The following is a 12,766-nucleotide window of genomic DNA, read 5'->3' as shown; positions in this document are numbered from 1 at the left end:
AGGCCCATAAACTCGGCAATTTTGATGAGTTCGCCAATCGGTTTTTTCTTGAGTTCAGTTAAATTCATAGGAGGTCAGATAAGAATCAAAAATTCTAGGGTACAGGATGGAAAGGAAGCAACATTCAGCCGCATGCATGCAATTAAATTACGCAATTGTATTTGCACAATAATAACAATTCAGAGGACTGATTCATTGTTTGGAGAAAAATGTGTAAAAACAATTTCTATTGCCGGGCGGCGATCTTATGTGTTGTGTCTTTTAAGAAAATGACAGGATTGGAGATCCTTTATTTCTTGACTTAGCAATATAAGAGAGAAACAGGGTTTTGTCAATTTATCGGCAAAAAAAATACGCTATTGGAAATAGCGTATTTTCTGCGCGCGGCATCCGCTTTAAATCAGATGTTTTCGTCAATGAAAGCGCTCAGTTTGGATTTTGGCGCAGCGCCGACCTGCTGCGCAACCACTTCACCGTTTTTAAACATCAGCAAAGCCGGAATGTTGCGGATATTGTAGTTTACAGCAGTCGCTTCGCATGCAGTCACATCGACTTTAACAACTTTCACTTTGCCTTCGTATTCAGAAGCCAGAACTTCTAAAACCGGCGCAATCGCTTTGCACGGCGCGCACCAGCCCGCCCAGAAATCGACCAGCACTGGAACCTCAGATTTCAGTACGTCTGCGTCAAAGTTTTCATCAGTTGTGTTTACAATATTGCCTGACATGGATTCTGCTCCAGAATAATTTTTAAGATGGTTCTATGAAGATTAGTATTACATAGCTGGCCGTCCGGAACAATGTAGGGGGTTATGCAAAATTCCGGATTTTAATGCGGAATTGGCCATTTGCTGCCCATGCTGGGCTGTTTTTGTAACACAATTGTCATAAGTGCCGGAAAATAAGCTTGGCGTTTAAAGCGGCGCATAAATGGCTTTTAAATTGCATGCATGTGAATTACTCTAGGCACAATTCTGTATAGGTTTGTTTTGAATCATGTCTGATTTTTTGATTGATGAAGAATTACTTGCTGCCATTGATATGGGGTCAAACAGCTTTCACCTGGCCATTGCGCGCGTTGATCATGGTGAAGTAAAAAAAGTTGCTTCAATGTCAGAAAAAGTGCAGCTGGCTGCCGGTTTGGATGAAAATAAAAATTTAACCGAAGCCGCCCAGCAAAGGGGCTTGGCCTGCCTGGCGCGCTTTGTCGGGCGCTTAAGCTCGGTGCAGCCCAACCGGCTCAGAATTGTGGCCACCAATGCCTTGCGCCAGGCCAAGAATGGGCATGAATTTATTCAGAAAGCCGCCGAAATTCTGCCGAAGCCGATTGAAATTATTGCCGGCCGGGAAGAAGCCCGCCTGATTTACCTGGGCGTGTCGCATACCATGGCCAACAGCGGCCGGCGCCTGGTGATTGATATTGGCGGCGGTTCGACTGAATTGATTATCGGCGAAGAATTTGAGCCGATTCATACCGAGTCTGTGCAGATGGGTTGCGTGGCATTTACCAAGGCGTATTTTGCCGAAGGCGAAGTCAATCAGAAAAGTTTTGACAAGGCCGTGAATGCGGCCCGCAAGGAATTATCCGGCATCGCCACGACCTATAAAGCCGCTGGCTGGGATACCGTAGTCGGCTCCAGCGGCACGATTAAGGCCTGCCGCCAGATTTGCGTGAACATGGGCTGGAGCAATGAGCGCGAAGAGCTGACCCGCGAAGGCCTGGAAAAATTAAAAGACAAGCTGCTGAAGTATAAGCATGTTTCAGAAATGGAATTTGACGGGCTGAAAGAAGACCGCCGGGCAGTTTTGCCAGCCGGGATTGCCATTTTATATACCGTATTTGACGTGCTGGGCATTGATAAGCTGGTGTATTCAGACGGCGCTTTGCGTGAAGGCGTGATGTATGATCTGCTGGGGCGTTTTCAGCACGAAGACATCCGCGACCGCTCCGTGCATGCGCTGATCGGGCGCTACAATGCCGATGCCAAGCAGGCCGAGCGCGTGGTGGCAAGCGCGCAGCAGCTGTTTGACAATGTTGCGGAAAAGCTGGAATTAAGCAGCGATGACAGCGACCTGCTGCGCCGCGCCGCCTATCTGCATGAAATCGGCCTGGCGATCAGCCACAGCAGCTATCACCGCCATGGCGCTTATCTGCTGCAGCATTCCGACATTCCCGGCTTTTCGCAGATTGATCAAAATCACCTGTCGCATTTGGTGGCGCACCACCGCCGCAAGCTGCGCGGCGATGCCCGCGCCGATGTGGCGAAAGTCGGCGGTAGCAAACTTGTTTACCTGTGTCTATTGCTTCGTTTAGCAGTTTTGCTGAATCACAGCCGCAGCGATGAGATGCTTCCTGCCATTGAATTAAGCGCCGGCAATGCGCAACAATGGCAGCTCAGCGTTTCTGGCGATGCCAAGCAATGGCCTCTACTTGTTGCGGACTTGCATGATGAACAAGCGCAGTTCAAGCATTGGGATATTGAATTGAATATTCAGTCGGAACAGTTTATCGATTAACAGACGGGTTAATTCAGGGATAATGGTCGACCTATGAGAAATAAAGCAGCGCAATCTAAGGCATGGGCTACAGTTCAAATTGCACGCCATCCGGAGCGTCCGCAATACTTGGATTATGTGGGTGAAATCTTTACTGAGTTTGATGCCTTGCATGGTGATCGCTTATTTGGCGATGACGGCGCGATGGTCGGCGGCCTTGCGCGCTTTGACGGCCAGCCGGTGATGGTGGTTGGACAGCACCGCGGCCGCAGCACGCGCGAAAAGCTGCAGCATAATTTCGGCATGAGCAACCCAGAAGGCTACCGCAAGGCGCAGCGTCTGATGGATATGGCGGAACGCTTCAATCTGCCGGTATTTACCTTTATTGACACTATGGGCGCATATCCGGGCGTAGGCGCAGAAGAGCGCGGCCAGGCCGAAGCGATTGCAACCAGCCTGGCGCAAATGTCCAGCCTGAAAGTGCCGGTCATTGCCACCGTGCTGGGTGAAGGCGGTTCAGGCGGCGCGCTGGGCATTGGCGTGGCGGACCGCGTAGTGATGCTGTCGCACAGCATTTATTCGGTAATTTCGCCTGAAGGCTGCGCATCTATTCTGTGGAAAACCGCAGAAAAGGCGGAGCAGGCCAGCGAAGCGCTGGCTTTGACTGCAGATAAGCTGCAGAAGATCGGTATTGTGGAATACGTGGTCGATGAAGGCGAAGGCGCGCATCTGCATCCTGAACAGGTGATGCAGGATTTAAAAGCCGTGCTGAAGCAGGCTTTGGATGAATTGATGCCGATGGATGCAAAAGAACGATGCGAAGCACGCTATCAGCGTTTAATGAAATTTGGCAGCAGCAATTCAGGTCTGACTGCTTAAGCCAGCTGGAAGCTTTTCCCGAACAGGCTTCTTTCTTAATTGGATGCAGCGGCGGCGTGGACTCCATGCTGCTGCTGCATTTAATGTCTTTACTGCGCCCGCAGAATATCCGCGCTATTTATATTGACCACCAGCTGCAGCCGGACAGCGCCGCCTGGGGCAAATTTGTGGCTGCCGCCTGTAAAGCGCTGCATGTGCCCTGCATTGTGCAGGCGGTTCAGGTGCAGGCCGGCAACTTGGAAAATCAGGCGCGCGCGGCCCGCTATCAAGCTTATCAGCAGCATCTGTTATCCAATGAAATACTGGTTCTTGCGCATCATCAGCAGGATCAGGCCGAAACCCTGATGCTCCGGCTGCTGTCCGGCGCCGGAATTCACGGCCTGGCGGCCATGCGCCAGATTGATCAGCGCGGCCAGCTGACGATTTGGCGCCCAATGCTGAACCTGCCGCGTGAGCAGATTTGCCAATGGGCTGCTGAACTGAATGTGCAAAATATTCAAGACCCGAGCAATTCCAATATTCATTATGACCGGGCATGGTGCCGTGAAGCGCTGTGGCCGCTGCTGCAGTCGCGCTTTCCGAAAATGCAGCAGGCGCTGAGCCGCAGCAGCCACTTAATGCAGGATGCGGAACAGATTCTGGCTGAGGTGCTGGCGCAGGACATGGCTTCATGCGGAACGCCGCATGCGCTGCAGCTGAATCCGCTGCTGGCCTTGCCGCCGCCTCGGCAGCGCCAGCTCTTAGCGGCATGGATGAGAGGGCAGGGCCAGTACCGCCCGCCTTTTGAGATGGTGCAGCGCTTAATCCATGAAGTCATTCATTCCAAAGCCGATGCGCAGGCGGCGCTGCACTGGAACGGCTTTTACTATGCGCGCTTTGCGCAGCAGCTGCACCGCCTGCCGAAGGCGGAATATTTGGCGGCGGCTCATGAGCAGGCGCCGCCGCAGTTTATTCAGCTGCGGCAAAATCAGCCTATGCAGGCGCTGGCGGGGCAGTTCCTGATTCGGCCTGGCCAGCAGGCCGGCTTATCTTTGGCCTTGCTGGAGCGGAAGCTGGCGCTGACCCAGCGCCAGGGCGGAGAAAAAATCCATCTGCATGGCCGGGCGGGCGCATGGCCGTTGAAAAAGGCCATTCAGCAGGCGCAAATTTTTCCCTGGCTGCGTCATAGAATTCAAATATTAAGCATAGATAATGTTATGCTAGGGGTTTTTACGCCCAATGGTTTTTGGCTGGCGGACTCGCCCTATTGCGCAGCAGCGGGGTGGCTGCCGCAAATAATTTCTTCAGATAACAGCAAGATCGGATCTTCATCATGAGCGCAGTTCTAAATTGCAATATCACTTTTATTGGCGGCGGCAATATGGCGCAGGCCCTGATTGGCGGCCTGCTGGCCCGCGGCTTGCCTGCAACGCGCATTACAGTTTCAGATCCTGTTGAAAAAGTCCGTTTGATGCTGGCTGAAAAAGATGTGCATGTGACCGATGACAACGCCGCTGCCATCCGCAATGCGGATATTGTGGTATTTGCGGTAAAGCCGCAGGTTTTTGCCGGCATTTTAAAGCCGCTGAAGGGCCTGCTGGAAGGCAAGCTGGTGATTTCGATTGTCGCCGGCGCGGAAATTGCAACCATTGCCAGTATTTTAGAAACAGGCCGCATTGTGCGCGTGATGCCGAATACGCCGGCGCTGGTGCAGACCGGCGCGCATGGCCTGTTTGCCAATGAAGCCGTGACGGCGCAGGACCGCGAGCTGGCCAGTCAGGTTTTGGCTTCAACTGGCCTGACAATTTGGGTAAACTCTGAAGCGCAGATTGATGCGGTCACCGCGGTTTCCGGCTCTGGCCCTGCATATTTCTTCTATATGATGGAAAGCATGATCCGCGCAGGCAAAAATCTGGGGCTGGATGAAAAAGTGGCGACAGCTTTAACGCTGCAAACCGCTTTAGGCGCGGCGCAAATGGCGATTACCAGCGCCAGCAGCCCTGCGGAATTGCGCAGGAATGTCACTTCGCCAAACGGCACAACCCAGGCGGCGATAGAAGTATTTGATCATGCGCATATTTCGCAAAACATTCAGGCTGCCTTGGCGGCGGCTCAAAAGCGCAGCCAAGAGCTTGCGCAAGAACTGAGTGACAGCATCAAATAACTTGATTTAATTTAGGAACGTTCTCATATGGGTGCAAATTCTGCGCTAATTTTTGGCATTATCATTAACGTTGCAATTTTGCTCGTATTTTTCCGGTTTTTAATGCAATTGGCTGCAGTCAGCCCGTATAACCCCGTGGTGCTTTCTACCGCCAAGGCCACCAAAATTGTGGATGTCTTCAGCCGGATTTTTCCAACGGTCGGAAAGGGCCGGGTCAACACCGCTGCGCTGATTCTACTGGTGGTGCTGTACATTCTGAAAATTTACGGCGTGATGCATTTGTCCGGGGTGGCGGTGAACAGTCCGGTGCACCTGATCATCATGACTTTTGTCACCATGATTCAGGATTTAATCCGCTTCTGCCGCTACCTGATTTTCGCTTCAATTATTCTGAGCTGGGTGGTGATGTTCACGCAGTCGCGCTCCCCGTATATTGAAGTGATTCAGGAATTGGCGGAGCCATTGCTGGCGCCGTTCCGCCGCCTGCTGCCGAATATGGGCATGATTGACCTGTCGCCAATTGTCGCAATTCTGGCGCTGCTGGTGGCGGAAACCATCATGCGCGAAGTGGCGATTGCCATGCTGACGGGCCTGTAAGCATCAGCTGCTGTAAAAAAAGAACTCAATTGAGTTCTTTTTTTACGGGTTCGGCGGAATCAGGCTGTCCAGATCCTTGTCCTGCATGCTGTTCAGTTCAGCAAGGTCGGTCTTAATGTTCCATGCGCCTTCATCATCCACAGGGTTCGGCAGGCGCGCCTCCAGCCAGTCGCAGACCGCGTCCGGCGGAAAGTCGGCGTGATTGCATTGAATCACCCAAGCCAAAAATTCCTTGGCTCCGCCATTCATATACGGCGGCGGCGAAACCGGCAAAAACTGCGTCGGCAGGCGCTCATTTCTGGAAATGTAATTCAGCACATGGCCCAGCTCCTGAACCGTTTGCCAAGCCAGCGGATGCTCAATATTGATTTGAAACTTGAACCACCATGCATGCTGGCCGTCTGTGCCATAGGCATCAATCATGTTCTTCTGAACACTGGGAACTTTACAGAAATATTCATACAGCCGGTCAAAATTTAGCTCTGCCACAATCGCTGACTCAGTAACAAAAATTATATTCTAGCATAAGCCCCTGCATTTCCCGCCTGATTATCGCCCTGCTGCCTTGTGCGGCGGGCTGATTTACAAATCTTTGCGCTTGCCGGTTTTTTATCCATTTTTTATCCTCAACCGGGGCGTAAGATAGAACAGAAGAATAAGCTTGGAGTCGTTCAGCATGAAAGTATTAGCCGCATGCGCCGCCGGAAGCCTGATGCTGTTAGGCGCCTCAGCTCCGGCAATCGCTGAAAATCAATGGGGCAATTACCATGGCGTAGACAGCTCAAAACCGCAGCACCGCCCGCATCCGCCGGTGCATCAGCCCGGCTATCCGGACTACCGTCCGCATTACCCGCAGCGCCCTTATCCGAACCGCCCGCATTATCATCATCCGCCTGTGATTCAGAACGGCATCAGCATTCAGTATCAGGCGCCGACAACCATTACTCAGAATTCGCAAAGCTACAGCTGGGTGAACGGCGATCCGAATGCGGCGCATATTGAAAGCTCCACGCAAACTGTCATTAGCGACTGGCGCCGCCTGGGCCTGCCAGCGCCGCCAGACGGCATGTACTGGATTTATGAAAACGGGCGCTATGTGCTGGCGCCGAACCGGTAGGGCATATCCGCTATTTTGCATGAAGGATGCTTTGCCGGCGCGCCTTAAAGCGGGCTAAAGCCCCGCTTTGATCAAGCAGGGCTGTTGATGCGTTAAGCCAATTCGTCATCTTGCGGGCGCGGGGTTTTGCCCTCGGGCAGGGGCTTTTCACTGCGCTTTTCGCGGATGACCGACGGGAAATTCCATGACGCAAAGCGCACCACTAAAATCGCAAATGCCAGAATCAGAATCGAGCCGGTGATAATCACCAAATCCATATCGGCTTTATGGTCATGCTGAATATCCGAGATCAGCAGCCGGGTCAGGGCGGTGATGGCGATGTAAATCAGGAAGCGCACAGGCATGTGGTTGGTTTTGAAATAAATCCCAACCATGGCGCCGAGTTCAAGGTAAATGAACAGCAAAAGAATATCGTCAATGGTGGCGAAGCGCTTCACAGCCAGAATTTCAAAAACGGTATGCCCGGCCGACCAGATGACCATACAGCCGATAATAAACAGCGCAATATAGTGAAAGCTTTCTACGGCGATGTTGCCGAATTTGTCGAGGAGGATTTCAATTTTCTCAACCCGCGGATCTTTACTGCTCATGTTTTCCTCCTTATCTGCTGATTTTATACCATTAAAAACTATGCAAATTTCATGCACATGAAGGAATTTTCTATTTTTCCCGGAAACAAAGGGTGCTAAATTGCCTGCTGGTGATCAATGCAGCTGAAGGCCCGTCCGATGTATCTCCCCGAGCATTTTAAAGAAGAAAATCCACAGGCGCTGCGTGAGCTGATGCAGCGGTTTCCTTTAGCCGCAATTATTGCGGCTAAAGATGATGGTGAACTTGAGGTTAATCATATTCCATTGGCGCTGGAGGCTTCTGCCGGCGGCTTAGGGGTTCTAAGGGGGCATATTGCCAAAGCCAATCCTCTGGCGGCCTTGCTGGCTCAGCCGCAGCCGGCTTATGTGATTTTCCAGGCCGATCAAGCCTATGTTTCGCCGAGCGGCTATCCATCCAAACAGGCAGATCACCGCGCAGTGCCGACGTGGAACTACCGCGCGGTGCATGTAAAAGGCCTGCTTAAAGTCATTGAGGATGAAAAGCATCTGCGCGGCGTCTTGGCGCGGCTGACACGGCAGCATGAAGCCCAGCAGCCCGTGCCGTGGAAGATGGGGGATGCGCCGGAAGATTTCATACGGGATCAGCTCAGTAAAATTGCCGCTATAGAAATAGAAATCACCTCCATGACCGGAAAATTCAAAGTCAGTCAAAACCGGACAAAGCCCGATGCCGAAGGCGTGGCCAAGGCATTGGAGCAGAGCTGTCCGGAAATGTCCCAATCGATCCGCAGGCATTTTCCTGAGCAATAAAAAAGCCTCATGACTGAGTAATGTTGATCAGTTAAGGAGCTTCGCCGTAAGCTTCTTAACTTTTTGGACTATTCACGGCGGAGTCTTACCGTTTTTAAATCGAATTTTTGGAGCTCGTTTTGTTACTTGCGGAACAGTGTTCCTCATTCGCCAAATGAGAAGCGAAGCTTCGCAAGGAAAGCATCTTGCGGCGCAGTGCGCCTCACCGCGAAACCTGTTCACTTTCTGCACTTAAATAGTTTTGTTGCAAAAACAGTCCTTTTCAAAGGCCACCGCTTCGCCTTGCACTGCAAACAAAGCAGTGCTTTGTTTTTGTTCAGGTTGCGGATGACGCTTCCGCGTATCAAACAATATTGCAAGTTTAAAAAAGAAAAAGCCAGTCAGTTTCTTAACTGACCGGCATTATGCTGATGCAGGTTTTTTAGGGCTGAGCTTAATTAAGCCTGATTTGTAAAGTAATCTTCGCTGAAGTTCATGACCACTTCGGAACCGGCTTTAACTTTAACAATGCGCAGCGCCAGTTCAGGCAGGATGCGCTGCACGAAGTACAGGGCCAGCGCCAGCTTGTTCTGATAGAATTCGCCGTCTTTGGCTTTAGCGGCATTGGCAATGCGCGCAAACATATAAGAAAAGCTTAATAGGCCAACCGCATGCAGGTAATCCACCGCGGCTGAGTTGGAGAATTCCGCATTTTCACGGGCGGCTTCCAGAACATACTGCGTGACCGATTCAACTTCAGTGGCTGCATCCAAAGTGGCATCTTTAATGAAGTTAAGGTCAGCATCCAGCCCATTGGCGAAATCGCGGATTTCCTGAATGTATTGCGCAATGAATTCGCCTTTGCATTTAATGGTTTTGCGGCCAATCAAGTCTTGCGACTGCACGCCGTTGGTGCCTTCGTAAATCTGCGCAATGCGCAGGTCGCGCACGCACTGCTCCATGCCCCATTCGCGGATAAAGCCGTGGCCGCCGAAGACCATCTGCGCATCCAGCGTCGCCTGGAATGCGGTGTCGGTTAGGTAAGCTTTGGCAATTGGCGTCAGCAGGGCAACGCGGTCATTGGCCTTTTTCACCGCTTCGGCATCGGTAGAGAATTTGGTGATGTCCAGCTGCTGGCCGACATATACCGCAAATGCGCGCGATGCTTCGTTATTGGCGCGCGCGTTCAGCAGCATGCGGCGCACATCGCCGTGCACCAGAATGCTGTCAGCGGCTTTGTTCGGCGACTTCACGCCGGAAGCGCTGCGGCCTTGAATGCGGTCAGTGGCGTACTGCGCGGCGTTCTGGTAAGCGAACTCAGATGCGCCTAAGCCTTGAATGCCCATCGACAGGCGCTCGTAATTCATCATTACGAACATGGCGGCCAGGCCTTCGTTTTCTTTGCCTACAAGATAGCCTTCCGCGCCGTCAAAGTTCATTACGCAGGTTGCAGAGGCTTTAATGCCCATCTTGTGCTCGATTGAACCCGGGCCGGCCGCATTGCGCCCGCCTAAAGAGCCGTCTGCATTCACAAGGAATTTCGGCACAATGAACAGGGAAATGCCGCGCGAGCCTGCCGGCGCATCCGGCGTTTTCGCCAAGACTAAGTGGATGATGTTTTCAGCCAGATCATGGTCGCCGCCGGTAATGAAGATTTTCGTGCCGGTGATGCTGTAGCTGCCGTCGGCATTGCGTTCCGCTTTGGTTTTGATAATGCCTAAGTCGGTGCCCGCATGCGGTTCAGTCAGGCACATGGTGCCTGACCATTCTCCGGAATAGATTTTAGGCAGATAGGTTTCTTTCTGCTCCTGCGATGCATAGCTGCTTAATGCCATGCCGGCGCCGACAGACAGCAGCGGGTAAAGCATGAAGGACGGGTTGGTGGCGAACAGCATTTCATCCGCAAGCACCGTCAGCATTTTCGGCATGCCTTGGCCGCCCCATTCTTCATCAGCCGCTAAGCCGATCCAGCCACCTTCCGCATACTGCTTGAAGGCTTCTTTAAAGCCGGCAGGCGTGGTGACTGCGCCATTGCTGAATGCTGCGCCTTCTTCATCGCCGGTGCGGTTCAGCGGATGCGTGACGTTTTGCGCAAATTTGGCCATTTCTTCCAGAATGGCTTCCGCTGTCGCAGCATCAACATGCGCCAGATTTTCATTGGCTTGCCAGAATTGTTCTGCATTGAATACATCATTGAGGATGAATTTCATATCTGCGAGCGGCGCGTTATAAATTGGCATGATTCGGACACCTGTTTTTGTTTAAATTGGGGGAAACCGTCAGTCTAAACGATGTATTTTGCGCATGTTATAGGACTAAGGATTAACATTTATCTGTATTTATAAAGAAAAAGGACCGTCATTACTTTGGCAGTCCTTTTTCTTTTGTGTACTCATGAGTACAGTTTTTAGAATGCCGTATTAGAAAGCGAAGTGTTCAGCATCTAAAGACATCAGCGGTTCTAAACCGCCGGCGATTACCTCTACATGAGAGCGGACGCGCGGCAGGATTTTCTTGAAGTAGAAGCGGGCAGTGGTGACTTTGGCGTTGTAGAAATCAACCTCAGTCGTGCCGGCAGCTAAAGCTTCCTGAGCTGTCAGCGCCATGCGCGCCCACAGGTAAGCCAGCGTGACATAGCCAGAGAAGTACAGGTAGTCTACCGCAGCAGCGCCCACTTCTTCAGGGTTCTGCATGGCGCGCATGCCGATCTGCATGGTCAAGTCGCCCCATTCTTTGTTCAGCGCAGCCAGCGGCTCAACAAATTCCTTCATCGCGGCATTGTCTTTATTCGCTTCAGCAAATTTATGAATGATCTTGGTGAAGTCTTTCAGCATTGCGCCTTGCGTGCCCAGCACTTTGCGGCCCAGCAAGTCCAGCGCCTGAATTTCAGTAGTGCCTTCGTACAGGCAGGAAATGCGCGTATCGCGGACAATCTGCTCCATGCCGTGCTCAGAAATGAAGCCGTGGCCGCCGAATACCTGTACGCCGTGCTTGGCGGACTCAGAACCGGTTTCGGTCAGGAAGGCTTTGGCGATAGGCGTCAGCAGCGACAGAATGTTGTCGGAAGCCTTGCGCTCTTCTTCAGTCGCGCCTTGCTCTACGGTGTCCGCATGCAGGGACAGCAGGTAAACCAGCGCGCGGCCCGCTTCGGCAAATGATTTCTGCGTCAGCAGCATGTTGCGCACAGCCGGATGCACGATGATTGGATCGGCTTCTTTTTCCGGCGCTTTCGGGCCGGACAGCGCGCGCATCGCCAGGCGGTCTTTCGCGTAGGCCAATGCGCCCTGGAAGGCGCCTTCAGATGCCGACAAGCCTTGAATGGCTGTGCCGATGCGCGCAGTGTTCATGAAGGTGAACATGCAGTTCAGGCCGCGGTTTTCCGGCCCGATCAGGAAGCCTTGAGCGTTGTCAAAGTTGATGACGCAAGTTGAGTTGCCGTGGATCCCCATTTTGTGCTCGATGGAGCCGCAGCGCACAGCATTGCGCTCGCCCAGCGAACCGTCAGCATTGACGCTGAATTTCGGCACAATGAACAGTGAAATGCCTTTGGTGCCTTTCGGCGCGCCCGGAAGGCGGGCAAGCACAATGTGAACGATGTTGTCCGCCATGTCGTGCTCGCCTGCAGAGATGAAGATCTTCTCGCCGGTGATTGCATAGCTGCCGTCAGCATTCGGTTCAGCTTTGGTGCGGATAATGCCCAGGTCAGAACCGGCATGCGATTCGGTCAGGCACATGGTGCCGGTCCAGACGCCTGAAACCAGATTCGGCAGGTAAGTGTCTTTCTGTTCTTGAGAGCCGTGATGCTCTAAAGTGCGCACAGCGCCGTGTGAAAGGCCCGGGTACATGCCCCATGCCCAGTTTGCCGTGCCGACCATTTCAGAAATGACGTTGCCCAGAGAAACCGGCAAGCCTTGGCCGCCGTACTGCTCTTCCGCAGAAAGCGATGGGAAACCCAGCTCGATATATTTTTTATAGGCTTCTTTAAAGCCGGTAGGCGTAGTCACCATGCCGTCGTTCCAGGTGCAGCCTTCGCGGTCGCCGACTTGGTTCAGCGGAGACAGTTCGTTTTCGCAGAAGTCTGCAGCGGCTTCTAAATACTGGTCAACCAGTTCACGGCTTACGGTTTCTTGGAATGCAGGCAGTTTTGCGTAATGTTCTTCAGCATTTAATAATTCATGCAAAACGAATTGCATAT

At 52.4% G+C, this 12,766-nt stretch carries 13 protein-coding genes; 7 read left to right on the top strand and 6 right to left on the bottom strand.

The features are described 5' to 3' along the window. Both RSA72_RS11985 and trxA read right to left on the bottom strand, forming a co-directional pair. A partial coding sequence (locus RSA72_RS11985) for a hypothetical protein (protein WP_332633222.1) occupies positions 1-68 on the bottom strand: 68 nt, incomplete at its 3' end. Between the two features lie 332 nt (positions 69-400). After that, on the bottom strand, positions 401-727 hold the full coding sequence (trxA, locus tag RSA72_RS11980; protein WP_332623094.1) for a thioredoxin: 327 nt from the start codon (positions 725-727) through the stop codon (positions 401-403). A gap of 268 nt (positions 728-995) precedes the next feature. On the opposite strand from trxA, the gene ppx reads away from it, so the two are divergent. Genes ppx through RSA72_RS11955 form a run of 5 tightly spaced genes read left to right on the top strand, consistent with a single transcriptional unit; the run spans position 996 to position 6,114 of the window. Continuing rightward, a complete protein-coding gene (gene ppx / locus RSA72_RS11975; RefSeq protein ID WP_332623095.1) occupies positions 996-2,516 on the top strand; it encodes an exopolyphosphatase in 1,521 nt (506 codons plus the stop codon). A 33-nt stretch (positions 2,517-2,549) separates the two neighbouring features. Continuing rightward, positions 2,550-3,374, top strand: a complete 825-nt coding sequence (locus tag RSA72_RS11970; RefSeq protein ID WP_332623096.1) for an acetyl-CoA carboxylase carboxyltransferase subunit alpha — start codon at positions 2,550-2,552, stop codon at positions 3,372-3,374. Then, positions 3,311-4,690 carry a tRNA lysidine(34) synthetase TilS gene (gene tilS, locus RSA72_RS11965; protein WP_332623097.1) on the top strand — a complete coding sequence of 460 codons (1,380 nt, stop codon included), beginning with the start codon at positions 3,311-3,313 and terminating at the stop codon, positions 4,688-4,690. Before RSA72_RS11970 ends, tilS begins: the two co-directional genes overlap by 64 nt. Continuing rightward, positions 4,687-5,517, top strand: a complete 831-nt coding sequence (proC, locus tag RSA72_RS11960; protein ID WP_332623098.1) for a pyrroline-5-carboxylate reductase — start codon at positions 4,687-4,689, stop codon at positions 5,515-5,517. Before tilS ends, proC begins: the two co-directional genes overlap by 4 nt. 27 nt (positions 5,518-5,544) lie before the next feature. Continuing rightward, positions 5,545-6,114: a YggT family protein gene (locus tag RSA72_RS11955; RefSeq protein ID WP_332623099.1), complete on the top strand. Its 570-nt coding sequence runs from the start codon at positions 5,545-5,547 to the stop codon at positions 6,112-6,114. A gap of 42 nt (positions 6,115-6,156) precedes the next feature. Here RSA72_RS11955 and RSA72_RS11950 read toward each other — a convergent pair whose 3' ends face one another. Further along, positions 6,157-6,603: a hypothetical protein gene (locus RSA72_RS11950; protein WP_332623100.1), complete on the bottom strand. Its 447-nt coding sequence runs from the start codon at positions 6,601-6,603 to the stop codon at positions 6,157-6,159. 187 nt (positions 6,604-6,790) lie between these two features. On the opposite strand from RSA72_RS11950, the gene RSA72_RS11945 reads away from it, so the two are divergent. Continuing rightward, a complete protein-coding gene (locus RSA72_RS11945) occupies positions 6,791-7,231 on the top strand; it encodes an RcnB family protein (RefSeq protein ID WP_332623101.1) in 441 nt (146 codons plus the stop codon). A 92-nt stretch (positions 7,232-7,323) separates the two neighbouring features. On the opposite strand, the gene RSA72_RS11940 is transcribed toward RSA72_RS11945, so the two are convergent. Then, the gene (locus tag RSA72_RS11940) at positions 7,324-7,821 is read right to left on the bottom strand and encodes a phosphate-starvation-inducible protein PsiE (RefSeq protein WP_332623102.1); all 498 of its coding nucleotides are present in this window, start codon (positions 7,819-7,821) and stop codon (positions 7,324-7,326) included. Positions 7,822-7,959: 138 nt separating this feature from the next. Here RSA72_RS11940 and RSA72_RS11935 point away from each other — a divergent pair, with 138 nt between their 5' ends. Further along, positions 7,960-8,592 carry an FMN-binding negative transcriptional regulator gene (locus tag RSA72_RS11935; RefSeq protein ID WP_332623103.1) on the top strand — a complete coding sequence of 211 codons (633 nt, stop codon included), beginning with the start codon at positions 7,960-7,962 and terminating at the stop codon, positions 8,590-8,592. 437 nt (positions 8,593-9,029) lie between these two features. On the opposite strand, the gene RSA72_RS11930 is transcribed toward RSA72_RS11935, so the two are convergent. Then, positions 9,030-10,811, bottom strand: coding sequence for an acyl-CoA dehydrogenase C-terminal domain-containing protein (locus RSA72_RS11930; protein WP_332624454.1), 1,782 nt, complete (start codon positions 10,809-10,811; stop codon positions 9,030-9,032). 180 nt (positions 10,812-10,991) lie between these two features. Beyond that, positions 10,992-12,764, bottom strand: a complete 1,773-nt coding sequence (locus tag RSA72_RS11925; RefSeq protein WP_332624456.1) for an acyl-CoA dehydrogenase C-terminal domain-containing protein — start codon at positions 12,762-12,764, stop codon at positions 10,992-10,994. Positions 12,765-12,766 lie beyond the last annotated feature (2 nt).

This window comes from Acinetobacter sp. (genome assembly GCF_036659555.1).
Lineage (GTDB): Bacteria > Pseudomonadota > Gammaproteobacteria > Pseudomonadales > Moraxellaceae > Acinetobacter.
This window is presented reverse-complemented; position numbering and strand designations above follow the sequence as displayed.